The sequence below is a fragment of the Streptomyces broussonetiae genome (genome assembly GCF_009796285.1).
Lineage (GTDB): Bacteria > Actinomycetota > Actinomycetes > Streptomycetales > Streptomycetaceae > Streptomyces > Streptomyces broussonetiae.
In genome coordinates this window covers 6,420,074-6,441,127 of record NZ_CP047020.1, presented here as the reverse complement: position 1 = coordinate 6,441,127, position 21,054 = coordinate 6,420,074, and the positions used below count along the sequence as shown (strand labels likewise).

Sequence of the window (21,054 nt, the reverse complement as noted above, 5' to 3'; positions counted from 1 at the left end):
GCGAGCCGTGCCGGAGACTGGGGGCATGTCGAACACCCCGCTCCACCAGTACCGGGCCTCTTTCGACACGTGGGGGCCCTGGGCACTGCTGGGCGCCGGTGTCGTCACGGGGACGCTCTCTGCCCGCCTGATCGGGATGGACCGGCCCGGGATCGTCGCCACCGCCGTACTCGTGCCCGCGGCCGTCGTACTGCAGCTGTACTGGGGAAGGGTGAAGCGGAAGCGGCCGGGCCCGAGCCGGACCGGTGCCTGCCTCTACCTGCTGCGCTGGGCCATCGCCTTCGTGCTGACCTGGGCCAACCCGTTCTTCGCCTTCTACGCCGTGACCGGCTACTACACCGCCGGCCGCGAGCTGTCCCGCCGGCTGGTGGTGCCCGGTCTCTTCCTGACCGCCGTCACCATGGCCGGCAGCGAGATCGGCGGCTGGCCGCCGCACGGACTGGTCCTGTGGCTCGGCTTCTTCCTCGTCCTGGCCATCAACATGGGCATGGTCAGCGTGTTCACCCGGTTCGCCGAGCAGGAGCAGACACGGCTCAGCGTCCAGGCCGACACCATCGCCGAACTGGAGCGCACCAACAAGGCGTTGCAGCTGGCCCTGGACGAGAACGCGGCCCTGCACGCCCAGCTCCTCGCGCAGGCCCGGGAGGCGGGCGTCGCCGACGAGCGCCGCCGGCTCGCCGCCGAGATCCACGACACCATCGCCCAGGGCCTGACCGGGATCATCGCCCAGCTCCAGGTGGTGGCGAACGCCCCCGACCTGGACACCGCCCGCACCCACCTGGAGCGCGCCTCCACACTCGCCCGGCACAGCCTCGGCGAGGCCCGCCGCTCGGTGCACAACCTCGTGCCGGTCGCCCTCGCCGCCGACGGGCTGCCGCAGGCGCTGACGCAGACGGTCGCCGAGTGGGGCGAGCGCACCGGAGTGCGCGCCGAGTTCACCGTCACCGGCACCGCCGAGCAGCTGCACGACGAGATCTCGGCGACCTTGCTGCGCATCGGCCAGGAGGCCCTGTCCAACGCGGCCCGGCACGCCCGCGCCACCCGGGTCGGTGTCACCCTGTCCTTCATGGGCGACGAGGTCACCCTCGACATCCGCGACGACGGCACCGGCTTCGACCCGGCCGCCGTACCGCCCCGCACCCGCGCCGGCGGCTTCGGCCTCGACGGCATGCGGGCCCGTGCCGAACGCGTCGCGGGCTCGCTCACGCTGGAGTCGGAACCGGGGCACGGCACGGCGGTGTCTGCTCGCGTACCGTTGGTGCGCGATGACCGCTGAACCCACCGTCTCCCTGCTGATCGTCGACGACCACCCGGTCGTCCGCGACGGCCTGCGCGGCATGTTCGACTCCGCCCCCGGCTTCACCGTGCTCGGCGAGGCCTCGAACGGCGTGGAGGCGGTCGACCGGGCGGCCGCCCTGGACCCGGACGTGATCCTGATGGACCTGCGGATGCCCGGCGGCGCCGGCGTCGAGGCGATCCGCGAGCTGACCCGGCGCGGCGCCCGTGCCAAGGTCCTGGTCCTCACCACGTACGACACCGACTCCGACACCCTGCCCGCGATCGAGGCGGGCGCGACCGGCTACCTCCTCAAGGACGCCCCGCGCGACGAGCTGTTCACCGCCGTCCGCGCCGCCGCCGAGGGCCGTACGGTCCTCTCCCCGGCCGTCGCCTCCCGCCTGGTGCACGCGGTCCGCACCCCCCGCCGGCCCGGCGCCGAAGCCCTGTCCGCGCGCGAGCGCGAGGTGCTGCTTCTGGTCGCCAGGGGCACCTCGAACCGCGAGATCGCCCGCGAACTGTTCATCAGCGAGGCGACGGTCAAGACCCACCTCACCCACCTGTACGCCAAGCTCGGCGTCAACGACCGGGCGGCGGCGGTGGCGGCGGGGTACGACCGGGGGATCCTGGGCTGAGGCCCGCCCGGCGCCCGCCCGCCCGGCACTGGCCCGCCCCTTGCCCGCCCGTCCGTTATTCGATGGAGCGTGTCTCCCGGGCACCGATAGGTTCGACGTTTCCCAGCGGGGGCGAGCCGAGCGGGGGATGCATGATCGACGCCTACGAGGATCCGGGTGTGCCCGATACGCGGGGCGGGTGGTGGTACCTGTGGTGGCTGGTGTGGCGGCAGCCCTGGCGGTCGGTGGGCGGGGCCGCGCTGGCCAGTGTGTGGATGGTGCTGCTGGCCGCTCAGCCGTACATGATGGCGCGGGCCGTGGACGACGGGCTGGTACCGGGGCGGCTGGGGGTGCTGGCCGCGTGGACCGGGGTGATGTTCGTGGTGGGGGCGGTCAACGCCTGGCTGAGCATCATGCGGCATCGCACCATGACCCGGGTGCGGATGGACGCCAACTTCCGCACGGTGAAGGCGGTCGTGGGACATGTGGTGCGGCTCGGGGCCGCGCTGCGGCGCCGGTCGGGGGCCGGGGAGGTCGTGACCATCGGGGTCGGCGACGTGCAGACGCTCGCGCAGGCGCTGACCGTGGTCGGGCCGGGTGTCGGCTCGATCGTGGTGTACGCGGTGGTGGCCGGGCTGCTGCTCGCCGTCTCGGCGCCGCTGGCCGCCGTCGTGCTGCTCGGGCTGCCGCTGCTGGCGCTGGTCACCGGACCGCTCACACTGCGGCTGCAGGGCGCGGAGAGCGAGTACCGGGAGCGGCAGGGGGTGCTGACCGCGCGCATCGGGGACCTGGCCGGAGGGCTGCGCGTCCTCAACGGGCTGGGCGGCAAGTCGCTGTTCGCCGATGCCTTCCGCACGGACTCGCAGGCGCTGCGGACGCAGGGGTACCGGGTCGGCGCGGTGACCAGCTGGGTGCAGGCGCTCGGTGTCGGGGCTCCCACCCTGTTCCTGGCCGTCGTCACCTGGCTGGCCGCCCGGCTCACGGCCCAAGGGGCCATCAGCATCGGTCAGTTGGTGTCGGTGTACGGCTATGTCGCGGTGCTGATCGGGCCGGTGGCCTTCATGGTGGAGATGGCCTACGGGCTGAACCGTGGCGTGGTGGCCGCGCGCCGGGTCGTACGGCTGCTGCGGCTGGAGCCGGATCCGGACGAGGGCACGCTGCCCGCGCCACCGGGACCGGCCGAGCTGTACGACCCGGCGTCCGGGGTGCGCGTCGCGCCGGGCCGGCTGACCGCGCTGGCCACCGCCCGGCCCGCCGAGGCCGTCGCGGTGGTCGACCGGCTCGGCCGCTTCGGGCCGACCGACGCGACCTGGGGCGGGGTCCGGCTCGACGCGATCCCGCTGGTGGACGTACGCGCCCGCGTGCTGGTCGCGGACAACGAGGCCGATCTGTTCGCGGGTCCGCTCAGGGAGGTGGTGGCCGCCGAGGGCGCGGTCGCGCAGGAGGCACTGCGGCGGGCGCTGTACGCCGCGGCGGCCGAGGACGTCGTCCGCGGGCTGCCGGACGGGGCGGACTCGGCCGTCGCCGGGCAGGGGCGCAGCCTGTCCGGCGGTCAGCGGCAACGGGTGCGGCTGGTACGGGCGTTGCTCGCCGACCCGGAGGTGCTGCTCGCCGTGGAGCCGACCTCGGCACTGGACGCGCACACGGAGGCGACGGTCGCCGAGCGGCTGCGGGTGGCGCGTGAGGGCCGTACGACGGTGGTGACCTCCACCTCACCGCTGGTGCTGGACCGCGCGGACACGGTCGTGTTCCTGGTGGGCGGCAAGGTGGCGGCACACGGCCCGCACCGGCGGCTGCTGGCCGAGGAGCCGGGATACCGGGCCCTGGTCGCCCGGGACGTGGAGGAGCCGCGGGACGCGCGGGAGGACGCCGAGGGGGTCGTACGGTGACGGCGGGTGAAGGGTTGCTGCCGGTCGCGGACCGGGGGCAGGTGCGGCGGGCCGCGGTGCGGCTGGTGCGGGCGGACGGGCGGGCGTTCGGTGCCGCGCTGCTGCTGAACGCGCTGGCGGCGGGGGCCGGACTGGCCGGGCCCTGGCTGGTCGGGCGCATCGTCGACGAGGTGCGGGCCGGGCACGGGGTCGGCGCGGTGGACCGGCTGGCGCTGTGGATCCTGGTGTGCTCGCTGGCGCAGCTGCTGCTGGCCCGCTGGGCGCGCTACGTGGGCTACCGGTTCGGGGAGCGGACGCTGGCCCGGGTGCGCGAGGAGTACGTCGAGCGGGTGCTGGCGCTGCCCGCGTCCGTGGTGGAGCGGGCAGGCACCGGCGACCTGACCGCACGGGGCACGGCGGACGTGGCGACCGTCGGTACGACACTGCGGGACGTCGGCCCGGAGCTGCTGGTCAACTCCGTGCAGCTGGTGTTCGTGCTGGTCGCGGTGTTCGCGCTGGACCCGCTGCTCGGGGCGTTCGGGGTACTCGGTCTCGCCCCGATCTGGCTGGCGCTGCGCTGGTACCTGCGGCGGGCCCGGGACGGCTATCTCGCCGAGGGCGCGGCCACGTCGCAGATCGCGGAGATCGTCGCCTCGACGGCGGCCGGAGCCCGGACCGTGGAGGCGTTCCGGCTGCGGCAGCGGCGGACCACGGCGAGCCGGGACGCGCTGGAGGCCTCTCGCCGTACCCGCTTCTACACGCTGTTCCTGCGGACGGTGTTCTTCCCGGCGGTCGAGGTGACGTACACCGTGCCGGTGGCGGGCGTGCTGCTGCTCGGCGGGTGGCTGCACGAGCGGGGTGCGGTCGGCGTGGGCGCGGTGGTGGCCGCGGCGCTGTATCTGCGGCAGTTGACCGAGCCGCTGGACCAGATCCTGATGCGGGTGGAACAACTGCAGTCCAGCGGAGCCTCGTTCGCCCGAGTGGAGGGCTTGGCACAGGCGCCTCGCGCAGACGGCGGGGCGGCCGGCTCCCCGCTCCCGGCGGACGACCGGATCGACGTGCGCGATGTGCACTACGCCTACGAGCGCGGCGGCGAGGTGCTGCGCGGGGTGGATCTGACGGTACGGCCCGGGGAGCGGCTTGCGGTGGTGGGACCCTCCGGCGCCGGCAAGACGACGCTCAGCCGGCTGCTCGCGGGCATCGACCGGCCCGGGGCGGGCACGGTGACGGTGGGCGGGGTGCCGGTCGCCGAGCTGGCGCCGGAGCTGCTGCGCCGTCAGGTGGTGCTGGTCACGCAGGAGCACCACGTCTTCCTCGGCACGGTCCGCGACAACCTCCTGATCGCCGAGCCGCAGGCCACCGACGACGACGTGTGGACGGCGCTCGCGGCCGTGGGCGCCGACGACTGGGTCCGCGAGCTGCCGGACGGCCTGGACACCCGGCTGGGCCCGGACGGTACGGCCACCGACGGCTCCCGGGCCCAGCAACTGGCTCTGGCCCGCGTGGTGTTGGCCGACCCGCACACTCTCGTCCTCGACGAGGCGACGGCCCTGCTGGACCCCGCCACGGCCCGCCACACCGAACGCGCCCTCGCCGCCGTCCTCGAGGGCCGTACGGTGATCGCCATCGCCCACCGGCTGCACACCGCCCACGACGCCGACCGGGTGGCGGTCATGGAGGACGGCCGCCTGACGGAACTGGGCACGCACGAGGAGCTGGTGACGGCGAACGGGGCGTACGCGGCGCTGTGGCGGACGTGGCACGGGGACGCCGCGGAGCACTGAGCCGGTCCGGCACCGCCCGGGCGCCCGGCGCACCCCTCAGCGGCGCCGCAGCCGCACGGCGGGCGCCGGGGCCCACAGCCGGCGACGCCCTCGGGACCGGCCCACGGCATCGGCGCTGTGCACACCCGCCACCACGGCCATCACCGGCCACAGCACAACGGTCACCGGGAACTCCACAGGACCCGCGCCCGTGGCCACCGCGACGACCAGGATCTCGACGGGGTGGAGCAACGCGACCAGCAGCGCCCCTTCAACCGCCAGTCCGCGGGTCCCGGTGGACGCGCGGGCCGCGAGGGACAGCCCGCCCGCGAGGACCGGTCCGGTCAGCACACCGACGAGCGCACTGCCGCCGACGGGGAACGCGAAGAACCACAGCGTGCTCCGGACATCTGCGCCGTCGGCTCCCTCGACCAGCATGACCGCGCCGACCGGCAGCGGGAGGACGGCCCAGGGCAGCGCGGGGTTCGCCCGCCACCACCAGACCGATCCACAGCCCGCGCCGCAACACCCCTTGTCCGCGCGCGCCTTCCGCCCCTGCCCCGCCCGCGGGCTCACCCTGCCCGGAGCCCGACGCCCCCTGGGAGCAACGCCTCGCCGCCCTCAGCCAACGGTCCGCATACCGAACATGAACATCCGGTCAACGACCGTTTTCCGGCCAAGTTTGTGACGCGGTCCTGACAGGCACGCCGGTCCCCTGCCACTCTTCCCAAGCCGACTCACAGCAACCCCACAACTGCTCGCGCACGCGAGTCGGCTCGCACGTGGTTCCGCGCACTTCCTGTTCTGCCCGGACGCCCCAACCCACCGTCCGGCTCCCCCTGGCCGCGCGAGAAGCGGCCACGCAGAAGGAGTCAGTGTTGAGACGCAATACCTCTCGCGGACGCACCTCCCACACCCCGCAGCCCCACACCGCGCACCGCCGTACCGCAGCCGTCGCCCTCGCCGGTGTCGCCGCGCTGATCGCCGTCGCCGCCCAGTCGGGCGTGGCCGGCGCCGCACCCGCGAAGCCGCAGCCCGGCAGGATGAATCCGGCCCATGCGGCGGTCGGGCTCACGCCCTCGCAGCGCGCCGAGCTGATCCGCCACGCCGACACCGCGACGGCCGCCACGGCCCGCTCACTCGGCCTCGGCGCCCAGGAGAAGCTGGTCGTCAAGGACGTCGTCAAGGACGCCGACGGCACCGTGCACACCCGCTACGAGCGCACCTACGCCGGCCTGCCGGTGCTCGGCGGCGACCTCGTCGTGGACACCGCCAGGTCGGGCAGGACGACGGGCGTCATCAAGGCGACCCGCGCCACCGTGAAGGTGGCCGGGCTCACCCCGGCCGTGTCGAAGGCGGCGGCCGAGAAGCAGGCCGTGCAGCAGGCGAAGGCGCGCGGCGGCAACCGGTCGGCGGCCGACTCCGTGCGCAAGGTCATCTGGGCGGCGAGCGGCAGGCCCGTCCTCGCCTACGAGACGGTCGTGGGCGGCTTCCAGGACGACGGCACCCCGAACCAGCTGCACGTCATCACCGACGCCACCACCGGCAAGAAGCTCTACGAGTACCAGGGCATCGAGACCGGTATCGGCAACACCCAGTACAGCGGGCAGGTGAACCTGACCACGACCCAGTCGGGTTCGACGTACACGCTGACCGACGGGGCGCGCGGCGGCCACAAGACGTACAACCTCAACCACGGCTCCTCGGGCACCGGCACCCTCTTCTCGCAGAACAACGACACCTGGGGCAACGGCACCACGTCGAACGCCGCCACCGCGGGCGCGGACGCCCACTACGGCGCACAGGAGACCTGGGACTTCTACAAGAACACCTTCGGCCGCAGCGGCATCAGGAACGACGGTGTCGGCGCCTACTCGCGCGTCCACTACGGCAACGCGTACGTGAACGCGTTCTGGGACGACAGCTGCTTCTGCATGACCTACGGCGACGGCTCGGGCAACAACGACCCGCTGACCGCCCTCGACGTGGCCGGGCACGAGATGAGCCACGGCGTCACCTCCAACACCGCGGGCCTCGACTACAGCGACGAGTCCGGCGGCCTGAACGAGGCCACCAGCGACATCATGGGCACCGGCGTGGAGTTCTACGCCAACAACAGCTCCGACCCCGGTGACTACCTCATCGGCGAGAAGATCAACATCAACGGCGACGGCACCCCGCTGCGCTACATGGACAAACCCAGCAAGGACGGCTCCTCCGCCGACTCGTGGTACTCGGGCGTCGGCGGCCTCGACGTGCACTACTCCTCGGGCATCGCCAACCACTTCTTCTACCTGCTGAGCGAGGGCAGCGGCGCCAAGGTCATCAACGGCGTCAGCTACAACTCGCCGACCTCGGACGGTCTTCCGGTCACCGGCATCGGCCGGGACAAGGCGCTGCAGATCTGGTACAAGGCGCTGACCACCAAGTTCACGTCCACCACGAACTACGCCGACGCCCGCACCGGCACCCTCGCGGCGGCCGGCGAGCTGTACGGCACCTCCAGCGCCGAGTACGCGGCGGTGCAGGACGCCTGGGCGGCCGTCAACGTCGGTTCGCGCTCCGGCGGCGGTGGCGGTGGCGGCACCGGCTCGACGTACGACAACAACACGCAGATGGCGATCCCGGACAACGGGCCCGCGATCACCTCGGCCATCACCGTCTCGGACCGGAGCGGGAACGCGCCGGGCAACCTCCAGGTGAGCGTCGACATCACGCACACCTGGCGCGGCGACCTGGTGATCGACCTCATCGGCCCGTCCGGCAAGGCCTACCGGCTGAAGAACTTCAGCTCCTCCGACTCGGCGCACAACGTGAAGGCGACCTACACGGTCAATGCGGCCACCGAAACCGCCAACGGAACCTGGAAGTTGAAGGTGCAGGATCAGGCCAGTCAGGACACGGGCACGCTCAACGACTGGAAGCTGACCTTCCCGTAAGCCGCATGGCACAGGCCTGGCAACACGGCGCCGTCCGGGGGTTCGACGCCCCCGGGCGGCCCCGGTTCACATGCCTGAAATGTTTCCCCGGTGGTCGAGTTCCGGCCAACATCACTTCAAGGTCCTGACATGTACGCGCCCTTGATGTCACTCTCTCTCCACCCGCCGCAGCAGCACAGCAACTTCACAACCCCACACAGCCGGGTCGGTAACCCCACACTGCCCGGACTCCCCACCTGAAGGAGCTTCGAGTGAGCCCCCGCTACGCGCGTCACAAGCGCACCACTCTGGCCGTCGCCACCGCTGTCGCCGCCGGAGCCCTGCTCTCCACCGGCGTGACCACCACCGCCTCCGCCCAGCCCACGGCCAAGACGCTGCCCGCCGCGCCCGCCGCGCTGTCCGCCTCCGCCCGCGCCTCCCTGGTCCAGCAGGCGCAGGACAACGCCGCCGCCACCGCGCAGCAGATAGGCCTCGGCACCAAGGAGAAGCTGGTCGTCAAGGACGTCGTCAAGGACGCCGACGGCACCGTGCACACCCGCTACGAGCGCACCTACGCCGGCCTGCCGGTGCTCGGCGGCGACCTCGTCGTGCACACCGCCAAGTCGGGCAGGACCGAAGGCGTCACCAGGGCGACCACGGCGGCCATCAAGGTGGCCTCGCTCACGCCCAGGATCACCCCCGCCAAGGCCGCGCAGCAGGCGGTGTCCGCCGCCAAGACCCTCGGCTCCGCCAAGAGCACGGCGGACGGCGCGCGCAAGGTGATCTGGGCGGCGAACGGCAAGCCCGTCCTCGCCTACGAGACGGTCGTCGGCGGCCTCCAGGACGACGGCACCCCGAACCAGCTGCACGTCATCAGCGACGCCGCGACGGGCAAGAAGCTCTTCGAGTACCAGGGCATCGAGAACGCGACCGGCACCGGCAAGACGCTGTACTCGGGCACCGTCAGCCTGACCACGACCCAGTCGGGCTCGTCGTACAACCTGACCGACGCCTCCCGCGGCGGCCACAAGACCTACAACCTGGCCCGCAAGACGTCCGGCAAGGGCACCCTGGTCAGCAACTCGACCAATACCTTCGGTACCGGCACCGCCTCCACCTCCTCGTCCGACCAGACCGCGGCCGCCGACGCCGCCTACGGCGCGCAGGAGACCTGGGACTACTACAAGAACGTCTTCGGCCGCAGCGGCATCAAGAACGACGGCGTCGGCGCCTACTCCCGCGTCCACTACGGCAGCAGCTACGTCAACGCCTTCTGGGACGACAGCTGCTTCTGCATGACGTACGGCGACGGCTCGGGCAACGCCGACCCGCTGACCTCGCTGGACGTGGCCGGCCACGAGATGACCCACGGCGTCACCGCCAACACCGCGGGCCTCGACTACAGCGGCGAGTCCGGCGGCCTGAACGAGGCGACCTCCGACATTCTCGGCGGCGTCGGCGTGGAGTTCTACGCCAACAACGCCAAGGACCCCGGTGACTACCTCATCGGCGAGAAGATCAACATCAACGGCGACGGCACCCCGCTGCGCTACATGGACCAGCCCAGCAAGGACGGCTCCTCGGCCGACAGCTGGTCCTCCTCGGTCGGCGGCCTGGACGTCCACTACTCCTCCGGCGTCGCGAACCACTTCTTCTACCTCCTGTCGGAGGGCAGCGGCGCGAAGACGGTCAACGGCGTGAGCTACAACTCGCCCACGTCCAACGGATCCAAGGTCACCGGCATCGGCCGGGACAAGGCGCTGCAGATCTGGTACAAGGCGCTGACCACGTACTTCACCTCGACGACGGACTACAAGGCCGCCCGCGCGGGCACCCTGAACGCGGCCAAGGACCTGTACGGCTCCGGCAGCACCGAGTACAACACGGTGGCCGCGGCCTGGTCGGCGGTCAACGTCAGCTGAACCGGACGTAGGTGACAACGAGGCGGCACCCGGTGGGAGGAACCCCCGGGTGCCGCCTACGCTTGTGACCCATGTCCTCGGCGCCCTTCACCTACGAGCCGGTCGGCGCGACCCGTGACGACCTGACGTACTGCCCGCCCGGCTTCCACCCCCTGCACGTACGCACCCGCCTCGGCGAAGGCCAGAAACTCTTCGAACGGGCCGCCGAGGCGGTCCTCACCTGGGAGATGCACCGCGCCCTCGGCGTGGGCATCGACACCACGGCCGACCGCGCGGCCCCCGGCGTCGACGTCACCGTCACCCTGGCCGCCCTCATCAAGGCCCCCTGCCGCATCATCTGGACGGCCGAGGAGCCCCGCCGGGCCGGCTGGGCCTACGGCACCCTGGAGGGCCACCCCGAGTGCGGCGAGGAGGCCTTCCTGGTCGACCGCACCGGCGACGGCACGGTCTGGCTGACGATCGCCGCGTTCAGCAGGGCGGCCAAGTGGTACACCCGAGCGGGCGGCCCGGCGGCCCGGGGGCTGCAGCACGCGTACGCGCGGCGGTGCGGGGCGGTGCTGCGCAGACTGTGCGCCGAGTTCGACGAGGCCTGAGCTTCCTCGCTCGGCGAGCGGGTGGCGCCAGAAGTACTGGATCGCGGTCATCAGGTCCCTCCACATCTGCTTCGCCCGGGGATCGGTCAACGCCTTCGTCAGCAGCGTCGGATCCTTCTGGAAGATCCGGTGCAACGCCTCATGCGACGAGCCGACCGTCAGTTCTCCATTCGTACGACGTTCGTGATCAACGAGCTACGCCGTCACAAGTTCGCACCACACGTACTTCCCCCGGTCCCCGAACCTGGCCGACGGCTGCCACCCCCACTCCTGCGCGCACGCCCTCACCAACCCCAGCCCCCGCCCCTCCTCCAGCTCCACCACCTGCTCCAGCACACACGGCGGATCCGGCGGCGCCGGATCGGTGTCCCACGCCCCGATCCACACCACCCCCTCCCGCGTACGACGCACCCTCAGCGCCGCCGGGCCCTTCGTGTGCCGCACCGCGTTCGACACCAGCTCCGCCGCCAGCAGCTCCGCCGTGTCCACCAGGCCGATCAGACCGTGCAGGGTCAGGATCAGACGCAGGGTCCGGCGGCACACCGTCACCGCCCTGAGATCGTTGGGGACGTAGAGCGTGTAGTCCCAGGGTTCGTCTTCGGGCATGCGTCATCAACTCCGGTGAGGTGAGGGGTTTTCGCGCAGGGTGGCATTGCCGCGCATGCGGTGCACTTCCACTGCGTGAGCGGTACGTCACCGACAGTAGGGCATAAATTTCATTCACTGCAAGCGAGTCGCGTAACCTGACACCGAACGAGTCGCCTCACCAGGGCCGTTGAGGAAAGAGGGACGCTGTGCCAGCACGACGGCACCCCACCGCACGACAGGTACGCCTGGGCGCTGAGCTACGCAGGCTGCGAGAGGCTGCCGGGCTCAAAGCGACCGAGGCAGCGAGCCTGCTGGGTACGAACTCCGTCCAGATGAGCCAGATCGAGTCCGGGATCGCAGGCGTAAGTGAGCAGCGAGTGCGTCGACTCGCCGCCAACTATGCGTGCTCGGACACAGAGTTGATCGATGCGCTCGTCGGCATGGCGACCGACCGTACGCGCGGGTGGTGGGAGGCATACCGGGGCGTCCTTCCTGCCGCCTACCAGGACCTCGCCGAGCTGGACCATCACGCGACGTTCCGCAACGACGTGGCAGTCATTCACGTACCGGGGCTCTTCCAGACGGAGGACTACGCCCGAGCCCTCTTCGCCCACATGAACCCCGAGTTCCCGGACAGCGAAGTGGACCTCCGCGTGGAGCACCGGATGGGGCGGCGCGTCGTCATCGACGGGCCCGACCCCATCCCGTACGAGACCTTGATCCACGAGGCCGCACTCCGCATCCGCGTGGCCGGCCGGGCCGCGTCCCGGGCCCAGTTGAGCCGCATCCTTGAGGTGTGCGAGGCCGACCACGTCACCGTGCGGGTCGTTCCCTTTGCTCTGGACGACTTCGCGGGAGCCGGGAGCACCATGGTGCATCTGGGTGGAGTGGTCCCCCGGCTGGACACCGTCGTACGCGACGCTCCGCATGGTACGGCCTTCGTCGACTCAGAAGCCCAACTGGAGCACTTTCGAACGCTCTTCCGTAAGGTGAAGGAAAAGGCGCTGTCCCCCGAGCAGTCGCGGGACCTCATCCACCGGTTGGCCAAGGAGCTGTGAGGACCAGCATGAGCATCCCCACCTCGTGGAAGAAGTCGTCCTTCTCCGGTGGAGGCGAGGGGAACGACTGTGTCGAAGTCGCCGACCTCGACACCCACATAGCCGTCCGAGACTCAAAGGTTCCGCAGAGAGCCACCCTCACCTTCCCCGCCGGATCCTTCACCCTCTTCGTCAACGCCCTGAAGAAGACGCCGTAGAGCGATCCCTACCGCAACAGAACACCCGCTCCCTTCACCCCCTCCCCCGACGGCACAGCCAGCAGTCCCAGTTCCGCGCTCGATGCCAGCAAGCGGTGGGCGGGCAGGACGCGGACCGTGTAGCCGTAGGGGCCCGTGCGGTCGAGGGAGAGGGGGCCCTCGTAGAGGAGGCGGCCCTCCAGGTCGGGGGTGCCCGTCGGCTTCAGCGGGACGACCGTCGCGTCCGTGATGTGGTCCTCCGCGTCCACCCGGCCGGAGACCGCCTGGACCTCCACGTCGTCCGGGGTGAGGATGCCCAGTGCCACCTGGACGCGCAGGCCCACGGTCGCGCCCAGCTCCGCCGTGGCCGTCGTCGCCGTCGTCTCGACGTGGTCGACGCTCACCCCGGGCCAGGCCGCCCGTACCCGTGCCTTCCACCCCGCCAGTTCCCGCGCGCTGTCCGGGACCAGCGCACGGTGGGACTGGGCGGCCGGGGCGTAGAGGCGCTCGACGTACTCCCGGACCATGCGCCCGGCCAGCACCTTCGGGCCGAGCAGGGTGAGGGTCTGGCGGACCATCTGGATCCAGCGGTCGGGCAGGCCGGCGCGTCCGCGCTCGTAGAAGCGGGGGGTCACCCGCTGCTCCAGCAGGTCGTACAGGGCCGCCGCCTCGATGTCGTCGCGCCGGTCGGCGTCGGTGCCCGCCCCGTCCGCCGTCGGGATCGCCCAGCCGAAGTCCGGCTGGAACCACTCGTCCCACCAGCCGTCCAGGACGGAGAGATTGAGACAGCCGTTCAGCGCCGCCTTCATCCCGCTCGTACCGCAGGCCTCCAGCGGGCGCAGCGGGTTGTTCAGCCAGATGTCACAGCCGGGGTAGAGCTTCTGCGCCATCGCCATGCCGTAGTCGGGCAGGAACACGATGCGGTGGCGCACGCGCGGGTCGTCGGCGAAGCGGACCAGCTCCTGGACGAGGCGCTTGCCGCTGTCGTCGGCGGGATGGGCCTTGCCGGCGACCACGAGCTGCACCGGGCGGTCCGGGTGGAGCAGCAGTTCCATCAGGCGGTCACGGTCGCGCAGCATCAGCGTCAGGCGCTTGTACGACGGGACCCGGCGGGCGAAGCCGATCGTCAGCACGTCCGGATCGAGCACGTGCTCGACCCACCCCAACTCGGCGTCCCCGGCGCCGCGTTGACGCCACGACGCACGCAGCCGCTCCCGCACCTCCAGCACCAGCTGTTCACGCAGGGTGCGGCGCAGCTCCCAGATCTCCTGGTCCGGGATGTGCGCGACCGGGTCCCAGCGCTCGGGGCCGCCGACGGTCAGCGCGTCCTCGGCCCGCTGGGCGCCGACCTCCCGGGCCCCGAGCCGCAGCACCTCGGGGGCCACCCAGGTCGGCGCGTGCACCCCGTTGGTCACGGAGGTGATCGGCACCTCCTCGGCGTCGAATCCCGGCCACAGCCCGGCGAACATCTCCCGGCTGACCTGCCCGTGCAGCAGCGACACCCCGTTGGCCCGCTGGGCCAGCCGGAGCCCCATCACGGCCATGTTGAACAGGTTCGGCTCGCCGCCCGGGTACGTCTCCATGCCCAGCGCCAGGATCCGGTGCACCTCGATGCCCGGGAGTTCGGCGTCGGACCCGAAGTGCCGGGCGACCAGTTCCCGGTCGAAGCGGTCGATGCCGGCCGGAACGGGAGTATGGGTGGTGAAGACCGTGCCGCCGCGTACGGCCTCCAGCGCCGCGTCGAAATCGAGCCCCTGCTCGCACAGTTCGGCGATCCGCTCCAGGCCGAGGAAGCCCGCGTGCCCCTCGTTGGTGTGGAACACCTCCGGCTCCGGGTGATCGGTGAGCCGGCAGTACGTCCGCACCGCCCGCACACCCCCTATCCCGAGCAGCATCTCCTGCAGCAGCCGGTGTTCACCGCCGCCGCCGTAGAGCCGGTCGGTCACCCCGCGTTCGCCGAGGTCGTTCTCCTCCACGTCCGAGTCGAGCAGCAGCAGCGGCACCCGGCCGACCTGGGCCAGCCAGATCCTGGCCCGCAGCGCCCGGCCGCCGGGCAGCGCGAGCGAGAGCCGCGCCGGGGTGCCGTCGGGCTCCTTGAGCTGGGTGAGGGGCAGCTCGTTGGGGTCGAGCACCGGGTAGTGCTCCTGCTGCCAGCCGTCGCGGGACAGGGTCTGGCGGAAGTAGCCGTGCCGGTAGAGGAGGCCGACTCCGATCAGGGGTACACCCAGGTCGCTGGCCGCCTTGAGATGGTCGCCGGCGAGGATGCCGAGACCGCCGGAGTACTGGGGCAGGGCGGCCGTGATGCCGAACTCCGGGGAGAAGTAGGCGACCGCGGCGGGCAGCCCGTCCGCCTGGGACTGGTACCAGCGCTCTCCGGTCAGGTAGTCGTCGAGGTCGTCGGCCGCGGCGGTCAGCCGGCGCAGGAACCGCCGGTCGCCCGCCAGCTCGGCCAGCCGCACCGGCCGCACCCGGCCCAGCAGCCGCACCGGATCGCCCTGGGCGGCGGCCCAGGCCTCGGGGTCGACGGACCGGAACAGGTCGCGTGTTTCCGCATGCCAGGACCAGCGCAGATTGCGCGCCAGGTCGCTCAGCGGCCGGAGGGGTTCGGGGAGAACGGGACGGACGGTGAACCGACGGATCGCCTTCACACTTCCACCTCGGACGCGTCGCGGGGAGAGACGTACGGCGCCGTACGTCTCGTCGTCACTGTCGACGGTAGTGGTTACCGGGGGGTCGGTGGGGACGTGCCGGGCGGGGTGTCGGGGCGTGCGGAAGCGGTCGTGGGGTAGCCGGGAGAAGGAGGCCGGTCCGACGGGTGGACATACGCGCGAGTAGTTAACAAAGTGCCGGATTGCCCACCCGAACACGGTGGGAAGGCTCCTCCGGTACACACCCCACAGGCGCACCACAGCACGCCGCAGGACCCACCTCCCCACATCCCTCCGCCCACACCCACGTTGACGCGGACAGGAGCGGTCATGCCCGCCACGCAGCACTCGTCAGGACCCCCGACCAACAGCAGGACCCCGGCGGCCGGAAAGAAGGCGACGGCCAAAAAGCCGGTAAAACCCGCCGCCGGGAAGCAGTCGCCACCACAACCGGCCCCCGCCCTCGGCCGGATCCCCGTCCTCGACGTCCGCCCCGTGGTCCAGCACGGGCGCCGGCCGGCCAAGGCGGTGACCGGTGAGTCGTTCGAGGTGTCGGCCACCGTCTTCCGGGAGGGCCACGACGCCGTCGCGGCGAACGTGGTGCTGCACGACCCGGCGGGCCGGCCAGGGCCCTGGACACCGATGCGGGAACTCGCCCCGGGCACCGACCGCTGGGGCGCCACGGTCACCGCCGGCGAGCCCGGCCGCTGGACGTACACCGTGGAAGCCTGGTCCGATCCGCTGGCCACCTGGTGGCACCAGGCGCGGATCAAGATCCCGGCCGGCCTCGACACCGAGCTGGTCCTGGAGGAGGGCGCCCGGCTGTACGAGCGCGCGGCGGCCGGGGTCCCCAGGGCGCACCGGCCGCTCGTGCGGGACGCGGTGGCGCTCCTGCGCGACGAGAACCGCCCGGCCGCCTGGCGCCTTGCGGCGGCACTGGCGCCGGAGGTGCGCAGGGTGCTGGAGCGTCATCCGCTGCGGGAGTTGGTGACCGCGTCCGAGGCGATGCCGTTGCTGGTGGAGCGGGAGCGGGCGCTGTACGGCTCCTGGTACGAGTTCTTCCCGCGTTCGGAGGGCACCGCCGGGCAGCCGCACGGCACGCTGCGTACGGCCGAGCGGCGGCTGAAGCCGATCGCGGACATGGGCTTCGACGTGGTCTACCTCCCGCCCGTCCACCCCATCGGGACGACCTTCCGCAAGGGCCCGAACAACACCCTCACCGCCACCCCGGACGACGTGGGCGTGCCGTGGGCGATCGGCTCGCCCGAGGGCGGGCACGACGCGGTCCATCCCGCGCTCGGCACCCTCGAGGACTTCGGTCATTTCGTGGCCCGCGCAGGGGAGTTGGGTCTGGAGGTCGCCCTGGACCTCGCCCTGCAGTGCTCTCCGGACCATCCCTGGGTGGAGAAGTACCCGCAGTGGTTCCACCACCGGCCCGACGGCACGATCGCCCACGCGGAGAACCCGCCGAAGAAGTACCAGGACATCTACCCGCTCGCGTTCGACGCGGACATGGACGGGCTCGTCGCGGAGACGGTCAGGATCCTGCGGCACTGGATGGGGTACGGGGTGCGGATCTTCCGGGTCGACAACCCGCACACCAAGCCGGTCGTGTTCTGGGAGCGGGTCATCGCCGAGATCAACGACCGGGACCCGGACGTGATCTTCCTGGCGGAGGCGTTCACCCGCCCGGCGATGCTGCACACCCTGGCCCAGATCGGCTTCCAGCAGTCGTACACCTACTTCACCTGGCGTAACACCAAGCAGGAACTGACCGAGTACATGGGCGAGTTGACGGGTGAGGCGGCGGCGTACATGCGGCCGAACCTGTTCGCCAACACCCCCGACATCCTGCACGCCTACCTCCAGCACGGCGGACGTCCCGCCTTCGAGGTGCGTGCCGTGCTCGCCGCCACCCTCTCCCCCACCTGGGGCATCTACAGCGGCTACGAACTGTGCGAGAACACCCCGCTGCGCGAGGGCGGCGAGGAATACCTCGACTCCGAGAAGTACCAGCTCAGGGCCCGGGACTGGGCGGCCGCCGAACGCGCGGGCCGCAGCATCACGCCCCTGATCACCCGCCTCAACACCATCCGCCGCCGCCACCCCGCACTCCAGCGCCTGCGCAACCTGCACTTCCACCACGCCGACAACGACGCCGTGCTCGCCTACAGCAAGAGCACGGGACCGGACACGGTCATCGTGGTCGTCAATCTCGACCCGCATCACACCCAGGAGGCCACGGTCTCGTTGGACATGCCGCAACTCGGCCTGGACTGGCACGAGTCCGCGCCGGTGCGCGACGAGCTCACCGGTGAGACCTACTACTGGGGCAGGACCAACTATGTGCGCCTCGAGCCGGGCCACAGGCCCGCGCACGTCTTCAACGTCCTGCGACCGTCCACCCCGCAGATCGGAGGGTCACCCACCACATGATCGTCAATGAGCCCGTTCCGGACACGTTTGAGGACACTCCCGTCAAGGACCGGGACCCGGAGTGGTTCAAACGCGCGGTCTTCTACGAGGTCCTGGTCCGCTCCTTCCAGGACAGCAACGGCGACGGCGTCGGCGACCTCAAGGGCCTGACCGCCAAGCTGGACTATCTGCAGTGGCTCGGCGTGGACTGCCTGTGGCTGCCGCCGTTCTTCAAGTCCCCCCTCAGGGACGGCGGTTACGACGTGTCCGACTACACCTCCGTACTCCCCGAGTTCGGTGACCTCGCCGACTTCGTGGAGTTCGTCGACGCCGCCCACCAGCGCGGCATGCGCGTGATCATCGACTTCGTCATGAACCACACCAGCGACCAGCACCCATGGTTCCAGGAGTCCAGGCGCGACCCGGACGGTCCGTACGGGGACTACTACGTCTGGGCCGACGACGACAAGCAGTTCCAGGACGCCCGGATCATCTTCGTCGACACCGAGGCATCCAACTGGACGTACGACCCCGTACGCAAGCAGTACTACTGGCACCGCTTCTTCTCGCACCAGCCGGACCTCAACTACGAGAACCCGGCGGTGCAGGAGGAGATGATCTCCGCGCTCAAGTTCTGGCTGGATCTCGGCATCGACGGGTTCCGGCTGGACGCCGTGCCGTACCTGTACCAGCGGGAGGGCACCAACTGCGAGAACCTGCCCGCGACCCACGAGTTCCTCAAGCGGGTGCGCAAGGAGATCGACGCCCAGTACCCGGACACCGTGCTGCTGGCGGAGGCCAACCAGTGGCCGGAGGACGTGGTCGACTACTTCGGTGACTACGCCGCCGGCGGCGACGAGTGCCACATGGCCTTCCACTTCCCCGTCATGCCCCGCATCTTCATGGCCGTGCGCCGCGAGTCCCGCTACCCCGTCTCGGAGATCCTCGCCAAGACCCCGGCGATCCCCTCCAACTGCCAGTGGGGCATCTTCCTGCGCAACCACGACGAGCTGACCCTGGAGATGGTCACCGACGAGGAACGCGACTACATGTGGGCCGAGTACGCGAAGGACCCACGCATGCGCGCCAACATCGGCATCCGCCGGCGCCTCGCCCCGCTCCTGGACAACGACCGCAACCAGATCGAGCTGTTCACCGCCCTGCTGCTCTCCCTGCCCGGCTCGCCGATCCTCTACTACGGCGACGAGATCGGCATGGGCGACAACATCTGGCTCGGCGACCGCGACGCCGTGCGCACCCCCATGCAGTGGACCCCCGACCGCAACGCCGGCTTCTCGTCCAGCGATCCCGGACGGCTCTTCCTGCCGACGATCATGGATCCCGTCTACGGTTACCAGGTCACCAACGTGGAAGCCGCGATGTCCTCGCCGTCGTCGCTGCTGCACTGGACCCGCCGCATGATCGAGATCCGCAAGCAGAACCCTGCTTTCGGCCTCGGCTCGTTCACCGAGTTGCAGTCCTCCAACCCGGCGGTGCTGGCCTTCCTGCGCGAGGCCCCCATGTCGGAGGACGGAGGTGACGACCTCGTGCTGTGCGTCCACAACTTCTCCCGCTTCGCCCAGCCCACCGAGCTGGACCTGAGCCGGTTCGGCGGGCGGCACCCGGTCGAGCTGTTCGGCGGGGTCCGCTTCCCGGCGATCGGCGCGCTGCCGTACCTGCTCACCCTCGCGGGCCACGGCTTCTACTGGTTCCGCTTGCGCCGGGACGCCGTCTAGACCGCAACGTTCCAGCCAGGTGGGGCGGTGGCGCGTTTCCGCCGTCCCACCCGGGGCACGCAAAAGAAACACCCCCGACGACCCGGGGAAAGGACGTGACGCCCATGGCGGAAACGGTCACCCCCTTCGGCACCGCCCCCTCGCTCCTGGACTCCCTCGACCCCTTGCTGCGCGCGTGGCTGCCCAGGCAGCGCTGGTTCGCGGGCAAGGGGCGCCCGGTCACCGGCTTCACGCCCGTGGCCGTCACCGAACTGCTCCCGCCCGACGGCCGGCTGGGCCTGTACCACCTGCTGCTGCGCGTGCACCAGCCGATCACGCCGGGCCCCGGCGACTGCTACCAGCTCCTCATAGGCGTGCGCGAGGCGCTGCCGCCCCGGCTGGCGCCCGCGCTGATCGGACACCTGGACCAGGGGCCGCTCGCCGGACGCACGGTGTACGAGGCCCTGTACGACCCCCGGCCCGCCGAAGTGCTCCTGGAGGCCCTGCGCACCCAGGCCCGCATCGGCGGGCTGCGTTTCGAGCGGGACGCGCGCCAGGAGATCCGCACGGGTCTCGTGGCCCGGCCGCTGACCGCCGAGCAGTCCAACTCGTCGGTGGTCTACGGAGATACGTTCATCCTGAAGTTGTTGCGCCGGGTGGTGCCCGGCGTCAACCCCGACCTGGAGATACCGCTCGCCCTGGCCCGCGAGGGCTCCCCTCGGGTGCCCGCTCCGACGGCCTGGGCGCGTGCCGAGATCGACCGGGAGCCGTATGTCCTCGCCGTGCTCCAGCCCTTCGTCCGCGGCGCCGCCGACGGCTGGGAGCTGGCACTGCGTGAGCTGGCCAAGGGCGAGGACTTCGCCGCCGAGGCGCGGGAGCTGGGCCGGGCCACCGCCGAGGTGCACACCGCGCTCGCCCGCGCCCTGCCGACGGTCACGCTCGGGCACGCCCAGCTCGAGGCGCTGGCCGGCGGCATGACCGAGCGGCTGGCGGCGGCCGTCCAGGCGGTGCCGGCGCTGCGGCCGTACGCCGGCGGTCTGCGGCAGGCCTACCGGGATCTGGACCGGCTCGCCGTCGGGGGCCGTACCTGGACGGCCCAGCGGATCCACGGCGATCTGCACCTCGGGCAGTGCCTGCGCTCGGCGTCCGGGCAGTGGTCGCTGATCGACTTCGAGGGCGAGCCGGTCCGGCCGCTCGCCGAACGGCGGTTGCCGCAGTCGCCGGTGCGGGACATCGCGGGGATGCTGCGCTCGTTCGACTACGCGGCCCACTCGGTCGCGCCGCCGGCCCCGCAGTGGGCGAGCGGCTGCCGGGCCGCCTACTGCTCCGGGTACGCGCAGGTGGCCGGTCGCGACCCGCGCGCCGATCCGGTGCTGCTACGGGCCTACGAGACCGACAAGGCCGTCTACGAGGTCGTGTACGAGGCCCGGCACCGCCCCGACTGGCTCCCCGTACCGCTCTCGGCCATCCGCCGTCTCGCCGCGTGAAGACCAGGAGGCTC

Annotated in this window: 15 protein-coding genes; 12 read left to right on the top strand and 3 right to left on the bottom strand. The window is 71.5% G+C overall.

The features are described from left to right. Positions 1–25: 25 nt before the first annotated feature. The 4 genes from GQF42_RS29805 to GQF42_RS29790 all read left to right on the top strand — a co-directional run bounded on the left by GQF42_RS29805 (position 26) and on the right by GQF42_RS29790 (position 5,541). Positions 26–1,276 (top strand): sensor histidine kinase, encoded by a 1,251-nt coding sequence (locus tag GQF42_RS29805; protein ID WP_158924952.1) that lies wholly within the window; start codon positions 26–28, stop codon positions 1,274–1,276. Then, positions 1,266–1,910 carry a response regulator gene (locus GQF42_RS29800; RefSeq protein ID WP_158924950.1) on the top strand — a complete coding sequence of 215 codons (645 nt, stop codon included), beginning with the start codon at positions 1,266–1,268 and terminating at the stop codon, positions 1,908–1,910. Before GQF42_RS29805 ends, GQF42_RS29800 begins: the two co-directional genes overlap by 11 nt. Positions 1,911–2,041: 131 nt before the next feature. Next, positions 2,042–3,778 carry an ABC transporter transmembrane domain-containing protein gene (locus GQF42_RS29795; RefSeq protein WP_158924948.1) on the top strand — a complete coding sequence of 579 codons (1,737 nt, stop codon included), beginning with the start codon at positions 2,042–2,044 and terminating at the stop codon, positions 3,776–3,778. Then, entirely contained in the window at positions 3,775–5,541 is a 1,767-nt protein-coding gene (locus GQF42_RS29790; RefSeq protein ID WP_158924946.1) for an ABC transporter ATP-binding protein, read from the top strand. Before GQF42_RS29795 ends, GQF42_RS29790 begins: the two co-directional genes overlap by 4 nt. A gap of 36 nt (positions 5,542–5,577) precedes the next feature. On the opposite strand, the gene GQF42_RS29785 is transcribed toward GQF42_RS29790, so the two are convergent. After that, positions 5,578–6,096, bottom strand: a complete 519-nt coding sequence (locus GQF42_RS29785) for a hypothetical protein (RefSeq protein ID WP_158924944.1) — start codon at positions 6,094–6,096, stop codon at positions 5,578–5,580. Positions 6,097–6,398: 302 nt separating this feature from the next. Here GQF42_RS29785 and GQF42_RS29780 point away from each other — a divergent pair, with 302 nt between their 5' ends. From GQF42_RS29780 to GQF42_RS29770, 3 genes are all read left to right on the top strand, one after another. Further along, positions 6,399–8,459 carry a M4 family metallopeptidase gene (locus tag GQF42_RS29780; RefSeq protein ID WP_158924942.1) on the top strand — a complete coding sequence of 687 codons (2,061 nt, stop codon included), beginning with the start codon at positions 6,399–6,401 and terminating at the stop codon, positions 8,457–8,459. Between the two features lie 251 nt (positions 8,460–8,710). Then, a complete protein-coding gene (locus GQF42_RS29775; RefSeq protein ID WP_158924940.1) occupies positions 8,711–10,360 on the top strand; it encodes a M4 family metallopeptidase in 1,650 nt (549 codons plus the stop codon). 71 nt (positions 10,361–10,431) lie between these two features. Further along, entirely contained in the window at positions 10,432–10,953 is a 522-nt protein-coding gene (locus tag GQF42_RS29770) for a DUF1990 domain-containing protein (protein ID WP_158924938.1), read from the top strand. A 195-nt stretch (positions 10,954–11,148) separates the two neighbouring features. On the opposite strand, the gene GQF42_RS29765 is transcribed toward GQF42_RS29770, so the two are convergent. Continuing rightward, entirely contained in the window at positions 11,149–11,559 is a 411-nt protein-coding gene (locus tag GQF42_RS29765) for an ATP-binding protein (protein ID WP_158924936.1), read from the bottom strand. 188 nt (positions 11,560–11,747) lie between these two features. On the opposite strand from GQF42_RS29765, the gene GQF42_RS29760 reads away from it, so the two are divergent. Then, positions 11,748–12,599: a helix-turn-helix domain-containing protein gene (locus GQF42_RS29760; RefSeq protein ID WP_158924934.1), complete on the top strand. Its 852-nt coding sequence runs from the start codon at positions 11,748–11,750 to the stop codon at positions 12,597–12,599. Between the two features lie 8 nt (positions 12,600–12,607). After that, positions 12,608–12,796 carry a DUF397 domain-containing protein gene (locus GQF42_RS29755; RefSeq protein ID WP_158924932.1) on the top strand — a complete coding sequence of 63 codons (189 nt, stop codon included), beginning with the start codon at positions 12,608–12,610 and terminating at the stop codon, positions 12,794–12,796. A gap of 8 nt (positions 12,797–12,804) precedes the next feature. Here GQF42_RS29755 and GQF42_RS29750 read toward each other — a convergent pair whose 3' ends face one another. Then, complete coding sequence (locus GQF42_RS29750) at positions 12,805–15,423, bottom strand: glycosyltransferase family 1 protein (RefSeq protein WP_158924930.1); 2,619 nt, start codon at positions 15,421–15,423, stop codon at positions 12,805–12,807. A gap of 330 nt (positions 15,424–15,753) precedes the next feature. Between GQF42_RS29750 and GQF42_RS29745 the strand changes: the two genes are divergently transcribed. The 3 genes from GQF42_RS29745 to GQF42_RS29735 all read left to right on the top strand — a co-directional run bounded on the left by GQF42_RS29745 (position 15,754) and on the right by GQF42_RS29735 (position 21,040). Beyond that, a complete protein-coding gene (locus GQF42_RS29745) occupies positions 15,754–17,859 on the top strand; it encodes an alpha-1,4-glucan--maltose-1-phosphate maltosyltransferase (protein ID WP_158924928.1) in 2,106 nt (701 codons plus the stop codon). Beyond that, on the top strand, positions 17,856–19,574 hold the full coding sequence (gene treS, locus GQF42_RS29740; protein ID WP_158924926.1) for a maltose alpha-D-glucosyltransferase: 1,719 nt from the start codon (positions 17,856–17,858) through the stop codon (positions 19,572–19,574). The genes GQF42_RS29745 and treS overlap by 4 nt, the downstream gene beginning before the upstream one ends. A gap of 104 nt (positions 19,575–19,678) precedes the next feature. After that, positions 19,679–21,040 carry a maltokinase N-terminal cap-like domain-containing protein gene (locus GQF42_RS29735; RefSeq protein ID WP_158924924.1) on the top strand — a complete coding sequence of 454 codons (1,362 nt, stop codon included), beginning with the start codon at positions 19,679–19,681 and terminating at the stop codon, positions 21,038–21,040. The last annotated feature ends 14 nt before the right edge of the window (positions 21,041–21,054 follow it).